We start from the raw sequence: 22357 nt of genomic DNA on the forward strand, positions 1-22357 counted from the left end.
GGCGTGGCGGTCAATTCACTTCGCCTCGACTGCCGCTATAGCGCGCTGGCGCCGTCGGCAAGACCGTCACCGTCCGAATCGGTCAGCCGCACGTTCCACTTGCCGTCGCCGTCGGTGTCGACGTATGCCGTCGCGCCGCCGTCACCGGTGGACAACACCCGGTCGGCCAGCCCGTCGCCGTCGGTATCGAATAGCCGGTCGTCTGCACCGCCGTGGCCGTCAAAGTCGACCAGCGGGCCACCGGTGTGCTCGACACCGTCGAGGCCGAACCAGCGCAGTTGTCGGCCCTGCTCCGTCGCCACGCCCCACGTCCCCGATCCGTCATCGGTGAAGTACGCCTCGGGAGAGCCGTCGTTGTCGAGATCGAGCACCGCGTGGTCGGCGATGCCGTCGCCGTCGAGGTCCGCGAATGCGTCGTCGCGCAGCCCGTCACCATCGAAGTCCAGCCCGAAAGCGTCGAGCCGGCCGTCGCCATCAAGGTCGAGATCGAGGTCATGCTGCCAGATGGAAGCCGTGCCGTCGTCGCCTGCCGCGCAATAGTCCATGCACGATCCGACGCGCGATCCTCGCTACGGGTTCCCTCGCGAGCGCCACCAGTTCAGCAGTTCCGCGGTCGCCTCGTCGGTCGTCAACGGCCCGCGCTCCAACCGCAGCTCTTTGAGGAAACGCCACGCCTCACCGACCTGCGGGCCAGCCGGAATGTCGAGCAACTCCATGATCTGGTTGCCGTCGAGGTCGGGCCGCACCCGCGCCAGATCCTCCTGCGCGGCCAGCTCGGCGATCCGCGCCTCCAATCGGTCATAGCTCGCCTGCAGCCGCGCGGCCCGGCGCTTGTTTCGGGTCGTGCAGTCGGCCCGCACCAGCTTGTGCAGCTTCGGCAACAAAGGCCCGGCGTCGGTGACGTAGCGGCGCACCGCGGAATCGGTCCACTTGCCGTCACCGTAGCCATGGAACCGCAGATGCAGATACACCAGCTGCGAGACGTCGTCGACCATCTGCTTGGAATACTTCAACGCGCGCAACCGCTTTCGGGCCATCTTGGCGCCAACCACCTCGTGATGGTGGAAACTCACGCCACCGTTCGGCTCGTGCCGCCGGGTGGCGGGTTTGCCGATGTCGTGCAGCAGCGCGGCCCACCGCAGCACCAGATCCGGGCCGTCGTCCTCCAGCGCGATCGCCTGCCGCAGCACCGTCAGCGAATGCTGGTAGACGTCCTTGTGTTGGTGGTGTTCGTCGATGGCCATCTGCATGCCGCCGACCTCGGGCAGCACCACCTCACCCATGCCGGTCTGCACCAGCAGGTCGATGCCGGACACCGGGTCGTCGCCGAGCAGCAGCTTGTCCAGCTCGGCGGCCACCCGCTCGGCGCTGATCCGGCCCAGCTCGGGGGCCATCTCCTCGATCGCGTCACGCACCCGCGGGGCGACGGCGAAGCCGAGCTGCGAGACGAACCTTGCCGCGCGCAGCATCCGCAGCGGGTCGTCGCCGAAGGACACCTCCGGGGCGGCCGGGGTGTCGAGCACCCGCTCGCGCAACGCGGCCAAACCCCCCAGCGGATCGAGGAATTCACCCGGCCCGTCGGGAGTGATGCGCACGGCCATCGCGTTGGCCGTGAAGTCGCGGCGCACCAGATCGTCGTCGAGCTTCGAGCCGAACTGCACCTCGGGCTTGCGCGAGACCCGGTCGTAGGCGTCCGCGCGGAACGTGGTGATTTCCAAGCGGTGGCCGCCCTTGCCGACGCCGACGGTGCCGAACTCGATGCCGGTGTCCCACAGGTTGTCGGCCCAGCGCCGCAAGATCTGTTGAACCTGCTCGGGGCGCGCGTCGGTGGTGAAATCCAGGTCGGGACTCAGCCTGCCCAGCAGCGCATCTCGCACCGAACCGCCGACGAGATACAACTCGTGGCCGGCCGCATCGAACGCCGACCCCAGCTCGCGCAGCATGGGCGCGTGTTGATTCAGGGCAACCGCGGCGGCGGCAAGCAGCTCGACATCGGCTTCGGACACGTTCGATCAGCGTAGTCGGCCGGGACCGGAAACCTTGTGTGAGGAGCCTCGCACCCGCTGCGGGCGGCATCGGCGACAAGCAAGAAAAGGTGAATTGACCGTCCGACGTGCGCTAGTAGCGTTACGCGCGACGAGAAGGGGTGTGGACGGCGGGGGCGGTGCGGTGCATCTCCGATACATAAGCAAGGCCGCGCTCATCATGTTCGCCGGCGGAGATCCGTGGCAGATCAACGGAACATTGCAGAGCGGCCGCCCGGGACAGATTTCCACGCTTGCGCAAGCGTTTCATGACGCAGGCCAGTCCACGACGGAGGCCGAGGCGTCTTTCCGTCAGGCACGGGACCGCTTCGATAAGGCCTGGATTCAGGAGAACGGCGAGAATCCGATGAACAACTCCGCCGAGGTGCAGCGGGCCACCAAGTCGCTCGGCGTGCAAGCTGCTCAGTTGCCCCAGGTCGCGGCCGATCTGGAAACTGTTGCGGCCGCGTTGGCCGAAGCTCAACGATCCGGGCGAGCCGAAATCTCGGCGCTGGAAGAACAACTGCAGGGTATCGACGATCAGATTGGCGAGGCCGTGGAGCTGGAGAAAAGCCCCGATCTCGCCGCGTCGGAACGAAAGCTCCTCGACCACTACATCGACGGCCTCGAGAGGCATGCGATCGGCGACACCAAGGCCTCGCTAACTAAGGTCACGCGAATCCGTGATCAGTATTCTCAACAGCTGCAAGCATCGTTGGCCAACCTGCGTAAGTACGACCGATATGAGCCACCGATTCAGGCTTTCGACGGCAACATCTCGCAAGCGCCACCAGCTAACGCAGAGGAACGGCGCAACCAAATTGAGGCATTCAAACAAGTCTTTGGCCGCGACCCGACATCCGCCGCCGACTGGGAGACGGCGGCGGCTCTCGACCCGCAAACGTACGATCCGAAGTTCAACGGCGCCAAATCGGAGGTCCGGGTTGTGAAGATTGGACCCGTCCCCGGCCAGGGAGTGGTGCGTGTCTCGCAGTGGATCGAGCAACGCGACGTGACGGGCTTTCCTTTCTGGAAGCGAGATCTGGGAAACAATCGGGGTCCCAATCCTAATTTCGACCCGGAAGACACCAAAGTAACAACGTATATCGACTACGAGAATGGCATCGTCGTCTTAAGGCAGAATCCGTCAGTCGAGGAAAACTCGACCGGGGGCCAGGTCAGGTGAAAGTCGGCATACCAAAAGGCAGCGTCACCCAACTTCCAGACGGATCGGTCCGGATCAAATACGACGCGGGAAACCCTTTCGCACCGGGCATTACGGCGGATCCCAACGGGCCGTTTGCGGACCACACCGTAACGGTCAACGGCGACCTCGTTTTCACACCAGGGCCAGGAGGCGTGCGAGTCAACGGCACGCGCACCGACTACCCTTCCTTGGAGATTTATCAGGACTTGCCCAACGCCGGCACCCGCACAGTGCTTATCGATCCCGCCCAATCGGGCCGATCGTGGGGCCCGGCATTCAATCTGCCTGGCCACCACGACGTCGGGCCCATCGGCGGCAAGGCGTTCGCACCATTCGACACCGGTGGGTGGGACCCGAAATACGACGTTCGGGCACCGCTGCCAGCCACCAACTTCGGCCCAGTCACCGACATTCCTTCCGTGCCGCCCTTGCCCACAGGCAGTGCAGCTCCTGCATAAGGTGAACAACTGAAGGAAGCGACAGATGCCATTTCGAATTCGTGACCTGGATGCCCAAGCCTGGCGCACGGCGACCTTGTTGGCGCCGTGCGTCGTGCAGATCATCCTGGGTTTGCTGCTCGCAACCATGTGGGCGCTAGGCAAGGCGTTCTTTGCCACCGAGAGTGGCCGCGGCGAACGCGGATGGATGCTGACCGCCACTGTCATCACAACGTTGGTGTCTATTGCGCTCGCCGCCGCACTCTTGCGTTCGCGCGCCCCGCGTAATCATGGTCTTGCGCTTAGCATTGCGGGATCTTCTGGGGTTGTTCTTATCGGCGGGATTGTTTACGCCTACTTGGTCTTGCGCTGAAAGGTGTTGTGATGGCCGATCAGTCGGTGGTCCGCAAGTCAAACTCTCCCTATGGCCCCATTACGTTCCTGACGGCGGTGCTACATATCTTCGTCGTCGAGTTCGCCACTTGGCTCTTCATGCCGTACTCGATCGTGTTCGTGCTTCCGGTCGTACTCGTCTATATGGCAGTCTCGGCGCTCGTGATGCGGGCTCCTGGGCGGATTGGCCAGATCGGCCGTGGGATGCTTTTCGGCAGCCTGTCCGGGCCGCTCTCACTCCTTATCTTTGGTGCGGTATGGGCTGTCGCCAAAGCGATCGGCCCGATCTGAGCAGATCAGTCCTGATCCATCGCAGGGCCGGCTAGCGGCGAGTATGTCCAGGGAGACTATGCCGTGCCAGCTACTATCGCTTGGGTGTCGGACGGCGAACAGGGCAAGCCACGTCGGCGCCGGGGGCGGCGGCGCGGTCGTGGCGCTGCGAGTTCGACCGAAAGCCCGACCAACGGCCAAGCGCCCGCCGACTCGACGGCGACGAAGTCGCGCCGATCCCGCTCGCCTCGTCGCGGGCCGGATCGGCTGCGGACCGTGCACGAAACATCCGCTGGTGGACTGGTCGTCGACGGCCTCGACGGGCCACGCGATTCTCAGGTCGCGGCACTCATCGGCCGTGTCGACCGGCGGGGGCGGATGTTGTGGTCGCTGCCCAAGGGGCACATCGAAATGGGCGAGACCGCCGAGCAGACCGCGATAAGAGAGGTCGCCGAGGAGACCGGCATCCGCGGCAGCGTGCTGGCCGCCCTCGGCCGGATTGACTACTGGTTCGTCACCGACGGCCGCCGGGTGCATAAGACGGTGCACCACTATTTACTGCGCTTCTCCGGCGGCGAGTTGTCCGACGAGGACCTCGAGGTCGCCGAGGTGGCCTGGGTTCCGGTGCACGAGCTGCCGTCGAAGCTCGCCTACGCCGACGAACGGCGGCTGGCCCGGGTGGCCGATGAGCTGATCGACAAGCTGCAGACCGACGGACCCGCCGCCCTGCCGCCGCTGCCACCCACCGCTCCGCGGCGCCGCCCGCAAACCCATTCGCGCACCCGGCACGCCGACAAACCGGCCACCAGCCGCAAGAACGGCCACGGGCCAGGGCCGTGACGACATCCCGGCTCTGCTTGTTGCGCCTCGCGGCAGTGATCGGCATTGTGGCCGGGTTCGCGGTGCTCACCTGGCCCGCCACGCCGCGCGCGGCCGCCGGCGAACCCGGCGTCACGCCGTTCGTCCGGGTACGCATCGACCAAGTCACGCCGGACGTGGTCACCACGTCCAGCCAGCCCGTCGTCACCGTCACCGGCATGGTGGCCAACATCGGCGACCGCCCGGTCCGGGACGTGATGGTCCGGCTCGAACACGCGGGCGCCGTCACCGCATCGGCGGGCTTACGGACCGCCCTGGACGGCGACACTGACCAGTACCAACCGGCCGCCGACTTCCTCACGGTCGCTCCCGAACTGCAGCGCGGGCAACAAGTCGGCTTCACCCTGTCGGCCCCGCTGCGCTCGCTCACCAAGCAGTCGCTGGGAATCGACAAGCCGGGCATCTACCCCGTCCTGGTCAATGTGAACGGCACACCGGACTACGGCGCCCCCGCACGGCTCGACAACGCGCGCTTCCTGCTGCCGGTCGTCGGGGTGCCTCCCGACCAGGGCGGCGATCTGGGCTCCGCTGTCGCGCCCGACACCTCTAAACCCGTGTGGATGACCATGCTCTGGCCGCTGGCCGACCGGCCGCGGCTGGCGCCCGGCGTGCCCGGCGGCACCATCCCGGTCCGCCTTGTCGACGACGACCTGGCCGCCTCGTTGGCCAGCGGCGGTCGCCTGGACATTTTGCTGTCGGCGGCCGAGGTGGCCACCAGCCACGACGTCGACCCTGATGGCGCGGTGGGCCGAGCGCTGTGTCTGGCCGTCGACCCCGACCTGCTCGTCACCGTCAACGCGATGACCGCCGGCTACGTGGTGTCCGACTCCCCCGACGGGCCAGCGCAGCTTCCCGGAACTCCGACCCACGCCGGCGCCGGGCAGGCCGCGGCCGTCGAGTGGCTCAACCGGCTGCGCGCCCTGGCGCACCGCACCTGCGTGGCACCGCTGCCGTACGCCCAAGCCGACCTGGACGCCCTGCAACGCGTCAACGACCGCGGCCTCAGCGCCACCGCGACCGCCGGCGTCAACAGCATCGTCGACCGCATCCTCGACGTCGCTTCCGTCCGCGGCGCCACGCTGCTCCCCGACGGCCCGTTGACCAGCCGCGCGGTCAACCTGCTCGGCGGCAACGAAAGCACCGTCGCGATAGCCGCCGCCGAACTGTCCGCCCCGGACGGGCAAGCTTCCTCCGACATCACCGTCGACACCGCGCCGCGGCGGCTCTCCCCGCAGGTCGTGCTCGCACCGTTCGACCCGGCGGTGGGCGCGGCGCTGGCCGGGGCGGGCAGCTCGCCTTCCGTCCCCACCTACCTGGATTCCTCGCTGACCGTCCGGCTTGCGCACGACTCGGTGACCGCACGCCGCCAGGACGCGTTGGGGTCCATGTTCTGGCACGCCTTGCAGCAGGACGACACGCCCCGCACACAGGTCCTGGTGCCGCCGGCGACGTGGAACCTGCAGGCCGACGACGCGCACGTCATCATGACCGCGCTGACCACCACCATCCGGTCCGGCCTGGCGGTCCCGCGACCGTTGCCGGCGGTCATCGCCGAGGCCGCGGCCCGCACCGAGCCGCCATCCGAACAGGTGGGCGCCTACACCTCCGCCCGCGGCCGTTTCGGCGACGACATCACCGCCCTGGTAGCCGGCCAGGTGGGTCGGCTATGGGGGCTCACGTCGGCGCTGAGCACCGACGACCGCACCGGGCTGACCGGCATCCAGTACACCGCCCCGCTGCGCGAAGACATGCTGCGCGCGCTGAGCGAGTCCCAGCCCCCGGACACCCGCAGCGGGATGGCCCAGCAACGCCTGGCCGTCGTCGGCAAGACGATCAACGACTTGTTCGGCGCGGTCACGATCGTCAACCCGGGCGGCTCCTACACCCTGGCCACCGAGCACAGCCCGCTGCCGCTGGCGCTGCACAACGGCCTGGCCGTCCCGATCCGGGTGCGGCTGCAGGTCGACGCCCCGCCGGGCATGACGGTCACTGATGTCGGCCAGATCGAGCTGCCGCCCGGATACCTGCCGCTGCGGGTGCCGATCGAAGTCAACTTCACCCAGCGGGTCGCCATCGACGTGTCGCTGCGGACCCCCGACGGCCTGCGGCTGGGCGACCCGGTGCGGCTGTCGGTGCACTCCAACGCCTACGGCAAGGTGCTGTTCACGATCACCATGACGGCCGCGGCCGTGCTGGTGTTGCTGGCCGGACGGCGCCTGTGGCACCGCTTCCGCGGCCAACCCGACCCCGCCGACCTGGACCGGCCCGACCCGCCCCGCGCCCGATCCGCGGGGGTGGACGCCGGGGCCGATGACCGGGTCCAACAAGAGCATCGAGTATGAAGCCCGCCCACCGGCAGGCCGCACCGCAGTCCCACCGCCTGCCAGAGCCGCCGCGGCGACACCGCAACCCCGGCTCGCCCCCCACGGGTCCCCTGCCGCCGGTCCCCGCGGGGATCGACCGCCGACGGCCCGAACTCTCCGACGCCGCCCTGGTGTCGCGGTCGTGGGCGATGGCCCTCGCCACGCTGGTCAGCCGGCTCACGGGGTTCGCCCGGGTCGTCCTCCTGGCGGCGATCCTGGGTGCCGCGCTGTCGAGTGCGTTCTCGGTGGCCAACCAGCTGCCGAACCTGGTGGCCGCGCTGGTGCTCGAAGCGACCTTCACCGCGATCTTCGTGCCGGTGCTGGCCCGCGCCGAGCAGAGTGACCCCGACGGCGGCACGGCGTTCGTGCGGCGCCTGGTCACCCTGACGACAGCGCTGCTGGTGTTGGCGACGGCGTTGTCGGTGCTCGCCGCGCCGCTGCTGGTCCGGTTGATGCTGGGCCGGGTTCCGCAGGTCAACGAGCCGCTGACGACCGCGTTCGCCTACCTGCTGCTTCCCCAGGTGCTCGCCTACGGCCTCACGTCGGTGTTCATGGCAATCCTCAACACCCGGAACGTGTTCGGGCCGACGGCGTGGGCGCCCGTCGTCAACAACGTCGTCGCGCTCGCAACCCTGGCGGTGTACGCAGCCGTGCCCGGCGAGCTGTCGGTCGACCCCGTCCGGATGGGCAACACCAAGCTGCTGGTCCTCGGCGTCGGCACCACGCTGGGCGTGTTCGCGCAGACCGCGGTGCTGCTGGTGGCGCTGCGCCGGCAACGCGTCGACCTGCGCCCGCTGTGGGGAATCGACGAACGCCTCAAGCGCTTCGGAACCATGGCCGCCGCGATGGTGCTCTACGTGCTGATCAGCCAGCTCGGCCTGGTGGTCGGTAACCAGATCGCCAGCACGGCGGCGGCGTCGGGCCCGGCGATCTACAACTACACGTGGCTGGTCCTGATGCTGCCGTTCGGCATGATCGGCGTCACCGTGCTGACGGTCGTGATGCCGCGGCTGAGCCGCAACGCCGCCGCCGACGACACCAAGGCGGTGCTCGCCGACCTGTCGCTGGCCACCCGCCTGACCTTGGTCACGCTGATCCCGATCGTCGCGGTCATGACCGTCGGCGGCCCGGCGATCGGCAGCGCGCTGTTCGCCTACGGCCACTTCGGCGGCGTCGACGCCGGATACCTGGGCGCCGCGATCGCCCTGTCGGCGTTCACGCTGATCCCCTACGGGCTGGTGCTGCTGCAGCTGCGGGTCTTCTACGCGCGCGAGCAGCCCTGGACGCCGATCGTCATCATCCTCGTCATCACGGCCGTCAAGATCGTCGGATCCGTCCTGGCGCCGCACCTCACCGACGATCCCAAGCTGGTGGCCGGTTACCTGGGGCTGGCCAACGGCATCGGTTTTCTGGCGGGCGCGATCATCGGTTACCTGCTGTTGCGGCACACCCTGCTACCCGCGGGCGGCCAGTTGATCGGCAGAGGCGAGCTCCGCACGATCCTGGTGACGATCACCGCCTCGATGCTCGCCGGTTTGGTGGCCCACGTGGCCGACCGGCTGTTGGGGCTGGACGCGCTGACCGCGCACGGCGGCGGCGCGGGCTCGCTGCTGCGCCTGCTGATCCTGGCGGCGATCATGCTGCCGATCCTGGCCGCGGTCATGCTGCGCGCCCGTGTCCCGGAGGCACAGGCCGCGCTGGACGTCGTCCGCCGGCGCTTCGGCGGTCGCGCGGCGATGCCCCGCAAACCGGCGACGAAGGACCGATCGTCTCGCCGGGCCCCCGTCACGTACCCTGAGCAGAGGAATTCGTCCCCGCCTGGGGTAAATGCGGTCCAGGAGCCGATCCGGCGCAGACCTCCGGAGCGGGCAACCCAAGCCCGGCTAGCGAAAGGACCGGAGGTGACCGACCGCCCCATCGAGAGTGCCGCGTCGGATGCCGAGCTGCCACGACCGGTTGCCGACGACTTCCAGCCCGACATTCCGGCCGAGCGCGCGCCGGCGTCCCCGGCCGCGCGCCCCTCCAATGGCGACCTACCCCCGGAGTCGCGGCGCGCTCCTGCCCCGTTCGACGCCCCGCGGGACCGCGGCGGGGACCCGTCCAGCGACGACGTCCACTTGGTTCCCGGCGCCCGCATCGCCGGCGGCCGCTACCGGCTGCTGGTCTTCCACGGCGGGGCGCCGCCCCTGCAGTTCTGGCAAGCGCTGGACACCGCGCTGGACCGGCAGGTGGCGCTGACGTTCGTCGACCCGGACGGGGCATTGCCCAACGACGTGCTGCAGGAGATCCTGTCCCGCACGCTGCGCCTGAGCCGGATCGACAAGCCCGGCATTGCCCGGGTGCTCGACGTGGTCCACACCGGGCACGGTGGCCTGGTGGTCTCCGAGTGGGTGCGCGGCGGTTCGCTGCAGGAGGTCGCCGACACCGCGCCGTCGCCGGTCGGCGCCGTCCGGGCCATGCAGTCGCTGGCCGCGGCCGCCGATGCGGCCCACCGGGCCGGCGTCGCGTTGTCGATCGACCACCCGAGCCGGGTCCGGGTCAGCATCGAGGGCGACGTCGTCCTCGCTTACCCGGCCACCATGCCCGACGCCAACCCGCAGGCCGACATCCGCGGCATTGGGGCCGCGCTGTATGCCCTGCTGGTCAATCGGTGGCCGCTCGCGGAGTCCAGCGTGCGCAGCGGGCTCGCCCCGGCCGAACGCGATTCGACGGGCCAGCCGGTGGAACCCATGATCATCGACCGCGGCATTCCGTTCCAAATCTCCGCCGTGGCGGTGCGGGCGGTTCAGGAGGACGGCGGGATACGCAGCGCCTCTACGCTTTTGAACTTGCTGCAGCAAGCCACCGCGGTGGCCGACCGCACCGAGGTGCTTGGTCCGATCGACGATTCGCCAGCGCCGCCCGCCGCACGTGAATCCGCGGCCCCGGACGAGGCGGCGTTCGCGCGCAGGCGCCGCAACCTGCTGATCGGTATGGGCGCAGCCCTTGCCGTGATCATCGTGGCCCTACTGGTTTTGGCGTCGGTGGTGAGCAAGATCTTCGGCAACGTCGGCGGCGGCCTGAACAAGGACGAGCTCGGGCTCAACGGCCCGTCGTCTTCCACCTCGGCGTCGGCCACCAGTTCCGCGGTCGCCGGCAGCGTCGTCAAGCCGACCAAGGCGACGGTCTACTCCCCCGACGGTGACGCCGACAACGCGAGCACGGCCGGCCAGGCGATCGACGGCGACCCCTCCACCGCCTGGGCCACCGAGGTCTACACCGACGCCGTCCCGTTCCCCAGCTTCAAGCAGGGCGAAGGGCTCATGCTGCAGCTGCCGAGCGCGACGGTGATCGGCCAGGTCGCCATTGACACACCCAGCACCGGCACCAAGGTCGAGATCCGCTCGTCGGCCACGGCGTCGCCGGCATCGCTGAACGACACCACCGTGCTGGCGCCGGCGTTCACGCTCAAGCCCGGCCACAACGTCATTCCGGTGCGGGCCGGTTCCCCGACCTCGAACCTGCTGGTGTGGATCTCCACGTTGGGAACCACCAACGGCAAGAGCCAGGCGGGTTTTTTCGAGATCACGGTCCAGGCCGCTTCCTGACGCGCTCACAGATCCGTCCCGTGGTGAAGTGCCGCCCCACACCGGATTGGTTACTGTCCGGCCGTGGGCTCCCGGGGAGACAGCCAGCGCGAACGCAGTGATGCCGAGCTGCTCGCAGCACATGTCGCCGGCGACCGCCACGCCTTCGGCGAACTGTTCCTGCGCCACCAACGGCAGCTGCACCGCCTCGCCCGGCTAACCACCCGCACCGCCGAGGACGCCGAGGACGCGTTGCAGGACGCCATGCTCTCGGCGCACCGCGGTGCCGGCGCGTTCCGCCATGACGCCGCCGTCGGCAGCTGGCTGCACCGCATCGTCGTCAACGCGTGCCTGGACCGGCTGCGACGCATCAAGGCTCACCCGACCGTCCCGCTGGAGGACGCCTACGCGGTGGCCGACCGGACCGCCCAAGTCGAGACAGCGATCATGGTGCAGCGCGCCTTGATGCGGCTGCCCGTCGAGCAGCGGGCCGCGGTGGTGGCAGTCGACATGCAGGGCTACTCGGTGGCCGACACCGCCGCGATGTTGGGCGTCGCGGAGGGCACCGTCAAGAGCCGATGCGCCCGGGCCCGCGTGCGGCTCGCGGAACTCCTCGGCTACCTGAACGCCGCGCCCGACCCGGCCCCACCCATCGCCGTCAAGCACCCCATGACGGACACTGGGGCGGATGGGTGAAGCCGACGACCAAGGCGACGAGCCGCCCCTGACGGTTGAGCTTCTCGCCGACCTGCAGGCCGGCCTGCTCGACGACGAATCCGCGGCCCGCGTGCGTCAACGGGTCCGCGACAACCCGGAAGCCGAGCAGATCCTGCGCGCACTCAACCGGGCCCGCAGCGACGTGGCGACGCTGGGCGCCGGGCCGGCGCCCGACGTCCCGCCCGAGGTGACCGCCCGGATCGCGGCGGCGCTGGAATCGGCGGAAGCGGGCCAGCCCGTCGCGCACTCCGCCCGGCCACGGGTTCGGCCCGCGCGGGTGGTCGCCGGGGTGGCCGGCGTCGGCGCGCTGCTCGCGGCGGTCGGCGTGGGGACCGCGGCGCTGATCAGCGCGCCCCAGCCCGCACCCAGCACCGGCGTGACCGCCGAGCACATCACGGTCTCGACGCCGCCGATGGCGATCCCGTTGTCGCAGGACGAGATCCTCGGCCTGCTTGCCCAAGCCCCGGATTACGGCCCACTGGCCGACCCGGCGCGGCGTGCATCCTGCCTCACCGGCCTCGGCTACCCGGCGTCCACGCAGGTGCTCGGCGCGCGGCCGGTCGAGGTCAACGCTCGCCCCGGCGTCGTGCTGGTCGTGCCGGGCGACACCCCTCGCAGCCTGGCGGTTTATGCGGTCGCGCTGAACTGCAGCGCCGCCGACACCGGCCTGTTGGCCAACACCGAAATCAAGCGCCCCTAGTGTGGTGCGATGGGTTGCCCGACGCCCGGGAACAGCTGTGCCTACGCTGGCGTTTGTAGGGATCCAGGGACGATTTCTTGAAAGGCTTCTATGACCGCCGACACTGTGCACGACGTGATCATCATCGGTTCGGGTCCCGCCGGGTACACCGCTGCGTTGTATACGGCGCGCGCGCAGCTGGCCCCACTGGCGTTCGAGGGAACGTCGTTTGGTGGCGCGTTGATGACCACCACTGAGGTGGAGAATTTCCCGGGTTTCCGTGACGGCATCACCGGCCCGGAGCTGATGGACCAGATGCGCGAGCAGGCGCTGCGGTTCGGGGCCGACCTGCGGATGGAAGACGTCGAGTCGGTGTCGCTGGATGGGCCGGTCAAGTCGGTGACCACCGCGGAGGGCGAGACCTTCCGCGCGCGGGCGATCATCTTGGCCATGGGCGCGGCGGCTCGGTATCTGGGGGTGCCCGGTGAGCAGGAGCTGCTGGGGCGCGGCGTGAGCTCGTGTGCGACGTGTGATGGGTTCTTCTTCAAAGATCAAGACATCGCGGTCATCGGTGGGGGCGACTCCGCGATGGAAGAGGCGACCTTCTTGACCCGGTTCGCGCGCAGCGTCACGCTGGTGCACCGCCGCGACGAATTCCGCGCGTCTCGCATCATGCTCGAACGCGCCCGGGACAACGACAAGATCACCATCCTGACCAACAAGGCCGTGCTGGCGGTCGAAGGAGACCAGACCGTGACCGGCTTGCGGTTGCGCGACACCGTGACTGGGGAGGAATCCACCCTGCCCGTCACGGGCGTCTTCGTGGCGATCGGTCATGACCCGCGCTCGGAGTTGGTCCGCGATGTGCTCGACACCGACCCCGACGGTTACGTATTGGTCAAGGGCCACACCACCGCCACGTCGATCGAAGGCGTGTTCGCCGCGGGCGACCTAGTGGACCGCACCTATCGCCAGGCCGTCACCGCCGCCGGCAGCGGCTGCTCGGCGGCCATCGACGCCGAACGCTGGCTGGCCGACCACGTCGAATCAAGCTCGGCCGCCCAAAGCGACGCAACCGAATTTCCTGGCAGTACTGAAATGATTGGAGCACCTCAATGACCGGAGCCGAAAAAGCCGGGGCCACAGTCGAAGTCTCTGACGCATCGTTCTCCACCGAGGTGTTGTCCAGCAATAAGCCTGTGCTGGTTGACTTTTGGGCCACGTGGTGTGGGCCGTGCAAGATGGTCGCGCCGGTTCTCGAGGAGATCGCCAGTGAGCGAGCCGAGCAGCTCACCATCGCCAAGCTCGACGTCGATGCCAATCCGGTGACGGCGCGTGATTTCCAGGTCGTCTCGATTCCGACCATGATCCTGTTCAAAGACGGCCAGCCAGTGAAGCGGATCGTCGGTGCCAAGGGCAAGGCGGCGCTGCTGCGTGAACTCTCGGATGCCGTTCCCAACCTGAGCTGATCCTGGATCAAACGCCACACCACGCCCCGCGTTCAGCCTGGGGTTTTCCCGATTAGGCAAACCATCTGCGACAATTGCTGTTAGCTGTTGCCCAGATGTGAGCCTGTCAATGTGTCCCGGAGGGCCTTTGGTATGTCGAGTCCGCGCCGCGAATACGGCGACGCGCTGCGCTGTGGTGACCGCAGCGCAGCTGTGACCGAGATCCGGGCGACGCTGGCAACGCTAGGTCTGCTGGACACGCCGGAGGAAGACCTCACCACCGGCCGGCTTGTGCCCCCCGAGCTCTTCGACGCCGAGCTCGACCAGGCGGTGCGGGCGTTCCAACAGCACCGCGGCCTGCTGGTAGACGGCATCGTCGGCGAGGCCACCTACCGCGCGTTGAAGGAAGCGTCGTACCGGCTGGGTGCGCGCACGCTGTATCACCAGTTCGGCGCACCGCTCTATGGTGACGACGTCGCCACGCTGCAGGCCCGGCTCCAGGACCTCGGTTTCTACACCGGACTGGTCGATGGGCACTTCGGATTGCAGACGCACAATGCCCTGATGTCGTACCAGCGTGAGTACGGGCTGGCTGCCGACGGCATTTGTGGCCCGGAAACGTTGCGCTCCTTGTACTTTCTGAGCTCCCGCGTCACGGGCGGCTCCCCCCACGCGATTCGCGAGGAGGAGCTGGTCCGCCGCTCAGGGCCCAAGCTGTCAGGCAAGCGGATCATCATCGATCCGGGCCGCGGGGGCACCGACCTCGGGGAGCTGATGCACGGTCCGTCGGGTCCGATCAGCGAAGCAGATGTGTTGTGGGACTTGGCGAGCCGGCTCGAGGGGCGGATGACCGCCATCGGCATGGAGACTTTCCTGTCGCGACCGGTCAACCGCAGCCCGTCCGACGCCGAGCGCGCCGCCACGGCCAACAACGTGGGGGCGGACCTGATGATCAGCTTGCGCTGCGAGAACCAGCCCAGCCCGGCGGCCAACGGCGTCGCTTCCTTTCATTTCGGGAACTCACACGGGTCGGTCTCCACGATCGGGCGCAACCTCGCGGACTTCATCCAACGAGAAGTGGTGGCCCGCACTGGGTTACGCGATTGCCGAACGCATGGCCGGACCTGGGACCTGTTACGCCTGACCCGAATGCCGACGGTGCAGGTTGACGTCGGCTACATCACCAACCCGCACGATCGCGCGATGCTGGTCTCCACCCAGACCCGCGACGCCATCGCCGAAGGAATTCTCGCCGCGGTCAAGCGGCTCTACCTGCTGGGCAAGAACGACCGGCCCACCGGCACCTTCACCTTCGCCGAACTGTTGGCTCACGAATTGTCGGTGGAGCGGGCCACCCGGCTCGGCGGCTCCTAGCCGATCTCGGCGCCCCGCAACGTATTTCCCGCCGCGGTCCCCGCTCCGACCGGCTCCTGCAACTGGGCGTTTTCCAGCAGTCGCTCCAAGGCCGCCTCCACCTCGGCCTTCCATCCCAGGCCCTTGTCCAACTCGAGCCGCAGCCGCGGAAAGTACGGATGTGGCGCCACCACAACGAAACCCGCGTCCTGCAAGAATTCAGCGTCCAGCACGCAGTGGTCCACCGAGCAGTCGCCGACGGCCTCCAGCACCGGCCGCACGTCCGGGTTTGCCGCCTGCGGATCCTGCAACTCCGACGCCGCCGGTGTGCGCCCAAACGCTTCCAGGGCGCGCACTCCGCGCCGGACCAGTTCGTCGATCACCCGGGCGAGGAGACCGTGCGGCAGGTCGTCGGCGGCCTGCCCCGGCTCGATACCCATCGATGTCAAAAGCACGGCATCCGCGGACACCGGCGCGGTGGGGAATCGCTGGGCGCGCGGTACCGCCCGCGGGGGCGCGTAGAAGACATAACCGAGGCACGGTGGTTCGCTTTGGCTTCGGTCGTCGGTGGCCGCGGTCGCGACCTGACCGCACGAGCCCCACTCCAGCATGACCATCGACAGCCAGGCTTCCTTCTCGAATTCGGGATCCGCGAGGTGGTCCTGGTTACCGAGGGTCGCCGGGTCGACCTCCCAGTACACGCAGCGGCGCGCATGCTTGGGAAGCTGCTCGAAGGCCTCGAGGCGCAACGGTGTGATTCGAGCGGACACTAGCCTCCTGGCTCCTGTGCGGTACTGCAGCCAATGGCACCGGCAACCCCTCCAGGATAGGAGAGTAAGTCGCCATCGGGCCAGCTTTGGCCTCGAGGCGCCGGTCACGGCGCGGGCACACGGGGTGCGTGACCGTCCCGACCGATTCGTTACCGAAAAGCCTTGAAACGCATGCCCTTCCGTAATCCCCCGGTGCCGACAGCCGGTTGTGGCCGCTCCGGTGTCACAGTGACGTAATTACAGGCTATGGCGGGTCACGCCTTCGCGGCGGTCATCATGTCGATAATGCGCTGCAGATCGTCGACGGACCCGAATTCCACGACGATCTTCCCCTTGCGCTTGCCCAGGCTGACCGTCACCCGCGTATCGAAGGCGTTCGACAAGCGCTCGGCTACCTCTTGAAGGCCGGGCATCTGGATCGGCTTGCGCCGCTGGGGTGCGGGGGTGCTCGCGTCGGCCCGGTTCGCCAGCGTGACCGCCTCCTCGGTCGCCCGCACCGAGAGGCCCTCCGCGACGATCCGGCTGGCCAGTTCCTCCTGCGCCTCGGGCCCGGCTTCAAGCGACAACAGGGCGCGGGCATGGCCGGCCGACAGCACGCCCGCCGCCACCCGCCGCTGCACCGGAATCGGCAGCTTGAGCAAGCGGATCATGTTGGTGATCAGTGGCCGGGAACGACCGATCCGCGACGCGAGTTCGTCGTGGGTCACGCCGAATTCGTCCAGCAGCTGTTGGTATGCCGCCGCCTCTTCCAACGGGTTCAACTGCACCCGGTGGATGTTTTCCAGCAGGGCGTCGCGGAGCAGATTGTCGTCGCCGGTCTCGCGCACGATGGTGGGGATGGTGGCGAGCCCCGCCTCTTGGGCCGCGCGCCAGCGCCGCTCCCCCATCACGATCTGATAGCGGGGGCCCGTCTTGGCGCCGGGGACGGCGCGCACCACGATCGGCTGCAGCAGACCGAACTCGCGGATGGAGTGCACCAGTTCGGCGAGCGCCTCGTCGTCGAACACCTGCCGCGGCTGGCGCGGGTTGGGCTCGATGTCGGACGGCGCGATCTCGCGATACACCGCGCCCGCCGGGGCCAGGTCCGGACCCGGTCCCCCGATCAACACGTCCGCCGCCGCATCCCCCATCCGCGGACCCAAGGTCGCGGGACCGGAGTCCCCCTCGGCGGGGCCCGTCGGGATCAGCGAAGCGAGGCCCCGGCCGAGGCCGCCCTTCTTGCGTAACGGCTGCGTCATCGTCGTCCCTTCACGGTGGTGGTCAATCACGTTCGGCGAGCTCGCGGCTCGCGTCCAGATAACTCATCGCCCCGCGCGATCCGGGGTCGTAGTCGATGATGGTCATGCTGTAGCCCGGCGCCTCCGAGACTTTGACGCTGCGCGGGATCACCGTTCGCAGCACCTTGGCCCCGAAGTAGCGGCGCACCTCTTCGGCGACCTGGTCGGCCAGCTTGGTCCGGCCGTCGTACATCGTGAGCACCACGGTGCTCACGTTGAGCTGCGGGTTGAGGTGTGCCTTCACCATTTCGATGTTGCGCATCAGCTGGGAGACGCCCTCCAGCGCGTAGTACTCACACTGGATCGGAATCATCACCTCGGGCGCGGCGACGAGCGCATTGATGGTGAGCAGCCCCAGCGACGGCGGGCAGTCGACGAAGACGTAGTCGAAGTCGAGATCGTCCAGATCGGCCAGGGCTGTTCGCAGCCGGTTCTCGCGCGCCACCATGCTGACCAATTCGATCTCGGCGCCGGCCAAATCGATGGTCGCCGGGACGCAGAACAGGTGGTCGTTGTGCGGGCTGCGCCGCAGCGCGTCCTTGACGGAAACCTCGCCGATGAGGACCTCGTACGACGAGGGTGTCCCGGATTGCCTGTCGGTGATGCCGAGCGCCGTGCTGGCGTTACCCTGCGGGTCGAGGTCGATAACGAGGACCTTGAGCCCCTGCAAGGCGAGCGCGGCGGCGAGGTTGACCGCGGTGGTGGTCTTACCGACCCCGCCCTTTTGATTGGCGACGGTGAGGATTCGGCGATGGCGGGGCCGGCGCAGCGGCGGATAAGTGGTGTGCAGGACACGCATCGCGCGCTCCGCGGCCGCCCCGATGGGGGTGTCGAACTCGACCGTTTCACGTGAAACATTGGCGGCCGAGTCTTCGATGGCGCCCGGCACGAGGGGCGCCGCAGCATCGGGCGCGGCGGGCGCCTGGAGGTCGGCCGCACTCGGGGACGGCCCCGCGGTCGTCGACGATTCTCCCGGAGTGCTCATCGGTTCCCCGCCTTCCCGATCCGTGCCGACTGCCGGCGCGGCCGCTCTCCGCGTCTCGCCATAACTACGGTTGCGGGGGGACGCAAATAGGTCGCGCCACATGTCACCACCCTGGCATCAACGGCGCCTGATGCTGCCATCACACGCCGGTATTGTTCCATTTCCTCGCGGACGCGCTCGCCTTTGATGGCGAGCATCCGGCCCCCGGGCCGAAGCAACGGCATGCTCCATTTCGCCAACTTGTCCAACGACGCAACCGCTCGTGACACCGCCGCATCCCTCTCTCCGAACTGGTGGCGTACCCACCGTTCCTCGGCACGGCCGCGGACCACTTCGACGGCCAACCCTAGTTGGTCGACGACCTCGGTGAGAAATTCGCTTCGGCGCAACAGCGGTTCGAGCAGAACCATCTCGATGTCCGGGCGCACGAGCGCGAGCGGGATGCCGGGCAGCCCCGCGCCGCTGCCGATGTCGATGACCCGCTCCCCCGCCTCCAGCAGGTCGGCGACGGCGGCGCTGTTGAGCAGATGTCGGTCCCAGATGCGGTCCACTTCGCGCGGTCCCAGCAGTCCGCGTTCCACTCCCGGGCCGGCGAGCAAGTCCGCGTACCGCCGGGCAAGATCGAGTCGTGGTCCGAAGATCCTCGCCGCCGCATCTGGGGTCGCGCCGGGTTGAGGATCGCGTGGCGGCTCCACCGAGGGTTCGACGGGTCGGACATGTTTCACGTGAAACATCCTCTGCTTTGCCTGACGCGTGACGGGTGCCTCGGCGCCCGAACTACACCGCTGTAACTCGCTAGTCGTGCAGAACGACGACCCGGCGCGCGGGCTCCACGCCCTCGCTCTCGCTGTGCACGCCGGGCACCGCCGCGACGGCGTCGTGAACGATCTTGCGCTCGAACGGTGTCATCGGGGACAGCTCCTCGCGCTCGCCCGATTCCAGCACACGCCGCGCGACCTTGTCGCCCAGCGCGGCCAGTTCCTCGCGGCGCCGGCGACGCCAACTGGCGATGTCGAGCATCAACCGGCTACGGACGCCGGTCTTCTGGTGCACGGCCAAGCGGGTGAGTTCTTGCAACGCGTCGAGCACCTCGCCGCCGCGGCCGACCAACTTGTTCAAGTCGTCGCTGCCGTCGATGCTCACCACCGCGCGGTTCCCCTCGACGTCCAGATCGATGTCGCCGTCGAAGTCCAACAGGTCGAGCAACTCCTCCAAGTAGTCGCCTGCGATCTCGCCCTCGGCGACCAACCTCTCCTCCAGGTCGTCGAGTTCCTCCGCGCCCGCATCGGCCCCGTTCTCGGCCTGCGCGTCCAGCTCGGCGTCGACGTCGGGTTGGGTGGTGGTGTCTGCGTCCGTCATGTCTTTCTCTCCCTCATCCATGGGTTCCTGCCAATTGGGGTCACCCGCCCGAGGCGGCCCGGCATGGCTCTGTCTCCCTCGTCAGCGTTTGCGTTTCTTGGGCCGCGCGCCCGGCCGCGGCGTCCGGTTGGCCGCGGCACTGTTTTGTCCACCGGGATTCGGCTTGTCCGCTTGCGGCTCCGCCGCCGCGCCGGCGCCGTCGGAGGCATCGGAGGTCGCGTCGCCGCTGGGCGATCCGTTGCCCGACGGCGGCCCGGCCTTGGGGCTTCGCTTGGGTTTGGCGCCCGGTGCCGGGGCATTGGCGGCTCGGCGTTCCAGCGCCTCTTGCTTCTTGGCCTCGTCCTCTTTTTCGATCATGCCGAACACGTAATGCTGCTGACCGAACGTCCAGATGTTGTTCGCGAACCAGTACAAGATGATCGCCAGCGGCAGGAACGGGCCGCCGACGACGACGCCGAGCGGAAACACGTACAGCGCAAGCTTGTTCATCATCGCGGTCTGCGGATTGGCCGCGGCTTCCGGGCTTTGCCGCGCCACCGATGCCCGGCTGTTGAAGTACGTCGCGATGCCGGCCAGGATCATCACCGGCGCTCCGACCGCGATGACGGCCGGCCGGCTGAAGAAGGTGAACGCGTCCAACCCGGTCCGCTGCGTCATGAACGCGCCGATCGGGGCGCCAAACAAGTTCGCGTCCAGGAAATGCCCGACGTCCGTGGGCGTGAACACGTAGTTTCCCGTGAGCCGGTTCTGAGCCACCGACAGGTGGGGCTGGCCAAAGCCACCGGTGGTCCGGTTGAACGACCTCAACACGTGATACAGCCCGATGAACACCGGGATCTGGGCCAGCATCGGCAGGCAGCCAAGGATTGGGTTGAAGCCGTGCTCGCGCTGCAGCTTCTGCATCTCGAGCGCCATGCGCTGCCGGTCCTTGCCGTACTTCTTCTGCAGCGCCTTGATTTGCGGTTGCAGTTCCTGCATCTGCCGGGTGGTGCGGATCTGTCGCACGAACGGCTTGTAGAGAAGCGCACGCAGGCTGAACACCAGGAACATGACCGAGAGCGCCCACGCGAAGAAGCTTGACGGTCCCAGCATCGCGGCGAAGAGCTTGTACCAAACCCACATGATCCACGACACCGGGTAGTAGACGAAGTCGAGGCTAAAGAAATCAAACAAAAGTTCCACTCTCCCCTCGCGCCGCCGGGCATGCCGACGTGGCGCTGACGTCTTCGAAGTGCGGGCGTTCCGGTATCGGATCCCATCCGCCCCGATGCCAGGGTCCGCACTTGGCGAGCCTGACCACAGCCAACCAACTCCCCCGCACCAAGCCGTACTCGGTCAATGCGTCGACCGCATACTGACTGCAGGTCGGTACGAAGCGGCACGTTGCCGGGCGCAATGGCGAAACCATGTGCCGGTACAGCTGAATAACCCGGATCAGGCTCCGGGCGGCCGCGCTTCCCGCCGTGTGGATGACGGACCGCGCCGGCGCCGCCGCAGTCACCGGTCCCGTCCCGCCGCCTCGCGCGCCCGTCGTAAACCGCGCCGCAACTCCTCTGCCAACCGCGCCGACGATGCCGTCCGACTGCCGGACAATGCCCGGATGACCACCTGGTCGGATTCGCCAAGCTCACCGAGGACGGACCGCGCCACGTGCCGGAGGCGGCGCGACACTCGGTGGCGTTCGACCGCTGAACCCACGGACTTGCCGACGATCAATCCGACGTGCGGAGCCGTGGGCGCGTCACCGTCGGTCCGGCGGCGGAAATGGACAACCACATCGGGCTGGGCCGCACGAACTCCGCGCTTCACCGTCGCGTCGAACTCCGTTGACCGCCTCATGCGGTTGCGTGCCGGAAGCACCGCCGAAAAACCCGACGTTGCGATCAGGCAGATAGCGCGCGGCGCCCCTTACGACGCCGGCTCGACACAATCGAGCGTCCGGCGCGGGTGCGCATGCGCAACCTGAAGCCATGCACGCGGGCTCGGCGCCGGTTATTCGGCTGGAAGGTCCGCTTGCCCTTGGCCACGACGTTCTCCTCGTTGTGTCTCGCATTTCCATCCGGCCGGCAGACGTCTCGCTCGGTTCGTCTGCGGGTCGGTCGGAGGTAATCTTGCTGCTGGCCGGCGCGGTCTCCAGGCAGACCTGGGTCGCAGCCGCATCGCCGACTTTCGGGCGACTGTTTGAGGGTACTGACCAGGCTTCGCCTGGTCAAACCTCGCCTGCCCCAACGGACCCGCATGATCCCCAACGCCAAACCGCGCCGCGGCGGCCGGCCCCCGCCCGCGTCGCCGCCGGTGGCGAGTCGAACCAGGCCCGACCAACCCTAAACAACCCGATTGGAATGCAGCAGAACGGTTGGCAGCCGCGCGGAAAACTGTTAGCTTCTGCCAGTGTCGTTTTAGACTGCAACGGCGCTCGACAACGAAGCGAGGATGGTGGATCGACTAGCTGCCTAGACAGCCTTCATAGGTTTTCTTCCAGCACGGAGATCGCGAGCCGTCGCCGGCAGGTTGTGGCTCGCAGACGCCCATCCTGTCCACACCTGTGTATAACTATGTGGACAGTTGCTTTGTCGGCCAGCGCGGTTGTACTTCGACCCGGGATGCTTGAGAACCAGGGGGATGCGTCG

At 68.1% G+C, this 22357-nt stretch carries 23 protein-coding genes; 11 read left to right on the plus strand and 12 right to left on the minus strand.

The genetic code is table 11. The features are described 5' to 3' along the window. Positions 1–35 precede the first annotated feature (35 nt). Positions 36–545, minus strand: coding sequence for a pullulanase (locus tag ACEL92_RS27135; protein WP_374023625.1), 510 nt, complete (start codon positions 543–545; stop codon positions 36–38). Positions 546–569: 24 nt separating this feature from the next. Beyond that, positions 570–2006 (minus strand): CCA tRNA nucleotidyltransferase, encoded by a 1437-nt coding sequence (locus tag ACEL92_RS27140; protein ID WP_374023626.1) that lies wholly within the window; start codon positions 2004–2006, stop codon positions 570–572. A gap of 142 nt (positions 2007–2148) precedes the next feature. Here ACEL92_RS27140 and ACEL92_RS27145 point away from each other — a divergent pair, with 142 nt between their 5' ends. The 11 genes from ACEL92_RS27145 (at position 2149) to ACEL92_RS27195 (ending at position 15357) form a co-directional block, all read left to right on the plus strand. Continuing rightward, complete coding sequence (locus tag ACEL92_RS27145) at positions 2149–3210, plus strand: hypothetical protein (RefSeq protein WP_374023627.1); 1062 nt, start codon at positions 2149–2151, stop codon at positions 3208–3210. Between the two features lie 504 nt (positions 3211–3714). Further along, positions 3715–4041 carry a hypothetical protein gene (locus ACEL92_RS27150; RefSeq protein ID WP_374023628.1) on the plus strand — a complete coding sequence of 109 codons (327 nt, stop codon included), beginning with the start codon at positions 3715–3717 and terminating at the stop codon, positions 4039–4041. 11 nt (positions 4042–4052) lie between these two features. Next, positions 4053–4352 carry a hypothetical protein gene (locus tag ACEL92_RS27155; protein WP_374023629.1) on the plus strand — a complete coding sequence of 100 codons (300 nt, stop codon included), beginning with the start codon at positions 4053–4055 and terminating at the stop codon, positions 4350–4352. 84 nt (positions 4353–4436) lie between these two features. Further along, positions 4437–5171, plus strand: coding sequence for an NUDIX hydrolase (locus ACEL92_RS27160; RefSeq protein ID WP_374023630.1), 735 nt, complete (start codon positions 4437–4439; stop codon positions 5169–5171). Next, positions 5168–7552 (plus strand): hypothetical protein, encoded by a 2385-nt coding sequence (locus ACEL92_RS27165; protein WP_374023631.1) that lies wholly within the window; start codon positions 5168–5170, stop codon positions 7550–7552. Before ACEL92_RS27160 ends, ACEL92_RS27165 begins: the two co-directional genes overlap by 4 nt. Beyond that, positions 7549–11160, plus strand: coding sequence for a lipid II flippase MurJ (locus ACEL92_RS27170; protein WP_374023632.1), 3612 nt, complete (start codon positions 7549–7551; stop codon positions 11158–11160). The genes ACEL92_RS27165 and ACEL92_RS27170 overlap by 4 nt, the downstream gene beginning before the upstream one ends. Positions 11161–11223: 63 nt before the next feature. Then, positions 11224–11835, plus strand: a complete 612-nt coding sequence (gene sigM, locus ACEL92_RS27175) for an RNA polymerase sigma factor SigM (protein WP_374023633.1) — start codon at positions 11224–11226, stop codon at positions 11833–11835. Beyond that, complete coding sequence (locus ACEL92_RS27180) at positions 11828–12556, plus strand: hypothetical protein (RefSeq protein WP_374023634.1); 729 nt, start codon at positions 11828–11830, stop codon at positions 12554–12556. Before sigM ends, ACEL92_RS27180 begins: the two co-directional genes overlap by 8 nt. 90 nt (positions 12557–12646) lie before the next feature. Beyond that, entirely contained in the window at positions 12647–13654 is a 1008-nt protein-coding gene (trxB, locus tag ACEL92_RS27185; RefSeq protein WP_374023635.1) for a thioredoxin-disulfide reductase, read from the plus strand. Beyond that, positions 13651–14004, plus strand: a complete 354-nt coding sequence (trxA, locus tag ACEL92_RS27190) for a thioredoxin (protein ID WP_374023636.1) — start codon at positions 13651–13653, stop codon at positions 14002–14004. The genes trxB and trxA overlap by 4 nt, the downstream gene beginning before the upstream one ends. A 132-nt stretch (positions 14005–14136) precedes the next feature. Further along, on the plus strand, positions 14137–15357 hold the full coding sequence (locus ACEL92_RS27195) for an N-acetylmuramoyl-L-alanine amidase (protein WP_374023637.1): 1221 nt from the start codon (positions 14137–14139) through the stop codon (positions 15355–15357). Here the strand turns inward: ACEL92_RS27195 and ACEL92_RS27200 are convergent. The 10 genes from ACEL92_RS27200 to rpmH form a co-directional block, all read right to left on the minus strand. Beyond that, positions 15354–16106 carry an acetyltransferase gene (locus tag ACEL92_RS27200; RefSeq protein WP_374023638.1) on the minus strand — a complete coding sequence of 251 codons (753 nt, stop codon included), beginning with the start codon at positions 16104–16106 and terminating at the stop codon, positions 15354–15356. The two genes, ACEL92_RS27195 and ACEL92_RS27200, sit on opposite strands and share 4 nt — an antisense overlap. Positions 16107–16255: 149 nt before the next feature. Continuing rightward, positions 16256–16333, minus strand: coding sequence for a phage DNA packaging protein J (locus tag ACEL92_RS27205; RefSeq protein ID WP_374026411.1), 78 nt, complete (start codon positions 16331–16333; stop codon positions 16256–16258). A gap of 27 nt (positions 16334–16360) precedes the next feature. Then, entirely contained in the window at positions 16361–17344 is a 984-nt protein-coding gene (locus ACEL92_RS27210; protein WP_374023639.1) for a ParB/RepB/Spo0J family partition protein, read from the minus strand. 22 nt (positions 17345–17366) lie between these two features. Then, a complete protein-coding gene (locus ACEL92_RS27215; RefSeq protein WP_374023640.1) occupies positions 17367–18368 on the minus strand; it encodes a ParA family protein in 1002 nt (333 codons plus the stop codon). Further along, the gene (rsmG, locus tag ACEL92_RS27220) at positions 18365–19102 is read right to left on the minus strand and encodes a 16S rRNA (guanine(527)-N(7))-methyltransferase RsmG (protein WP_374023641.1); all 738 of its coding nucleotides are present in this window, start codon (positions 19100–19102) and stop codon (positions 18365–18367) included. The genes ACEL92_RS27215 and rsmG overlap by 4 nt, the downstream gene beginning before the upstream one ends. Positions 19103–19163: 61 nt before the next feature. Further along, on the minus strand, positions 19164–19727 hold the full coding sequence (locus ACEL92_RS27225) for a protein jag (protein WP_374023642.1): 564 nt from the start codon (positions 19725–19727) through the stop codon (positions 19164–19166). A gap of 81 nt (positions 19728–19808) precedes the next feature. Further along, the gene (gene yidC, locus ACEL92_RS27230) at positions 19809–20909 is read right to left on the minus strand and encodes a membrane protein insertase YidC (protein ID WP_374023643.1); all 1101 of its coding nucleotides are present in this window, start codon (positions 20907–20909) and stop codon (positions 19809–19811) included. Beyond that, complete coding sequence (gene yidD, locus ACEL92_RS27235; protein WP_374023644.1) at positions 20893–21228, minus strand: membrane protein insertion efficiency factor YidD; 336 nt, start codon at positions 21226–21228, stop codon at positions 20893–20895. The genes yidC and yidD overlap by 17 nt, the downstream gene beginning before the upstream one ends. Next, a complete protein-coding gene (rnpA, locus tag ACEL92_RS27240; RefSeq protein WP_374023645.1) occupies positions 21225–21587 on the minus strand; it encodes a ribonuclease P protein component in 363 nt (120 codons plus the stop codon). The genes yidD and rnpA overlap by 4 nt, the downstream gene beginning before the upstream one ends. Positions 21588–21610: 23 nt before the next feature. Beyond that, the gene (rpmH, locus tag ACEL92_RS27245) at positions 21611–21754 is read right to left on the minus strand and encodes a 50S ribosomal protein L34 (RefSeq protein WP_073880743.1); all 144 of its coding nucleotides are present in this window, start codon (positions 21752–21754) and stop codon (positions 21611–21613) included. Positions 21755–22357: the final 603 nt, after the last annotated feature.

The organism is Mycobacterium hainanense, assembly GCF_041890355.1.
Lineage (GTDB): Bacteria > Actinomycetota > Actinomycetes > Mycobacteriales > Mycobacteriaceae > Mycobacterium > Mycobacterium hainanense.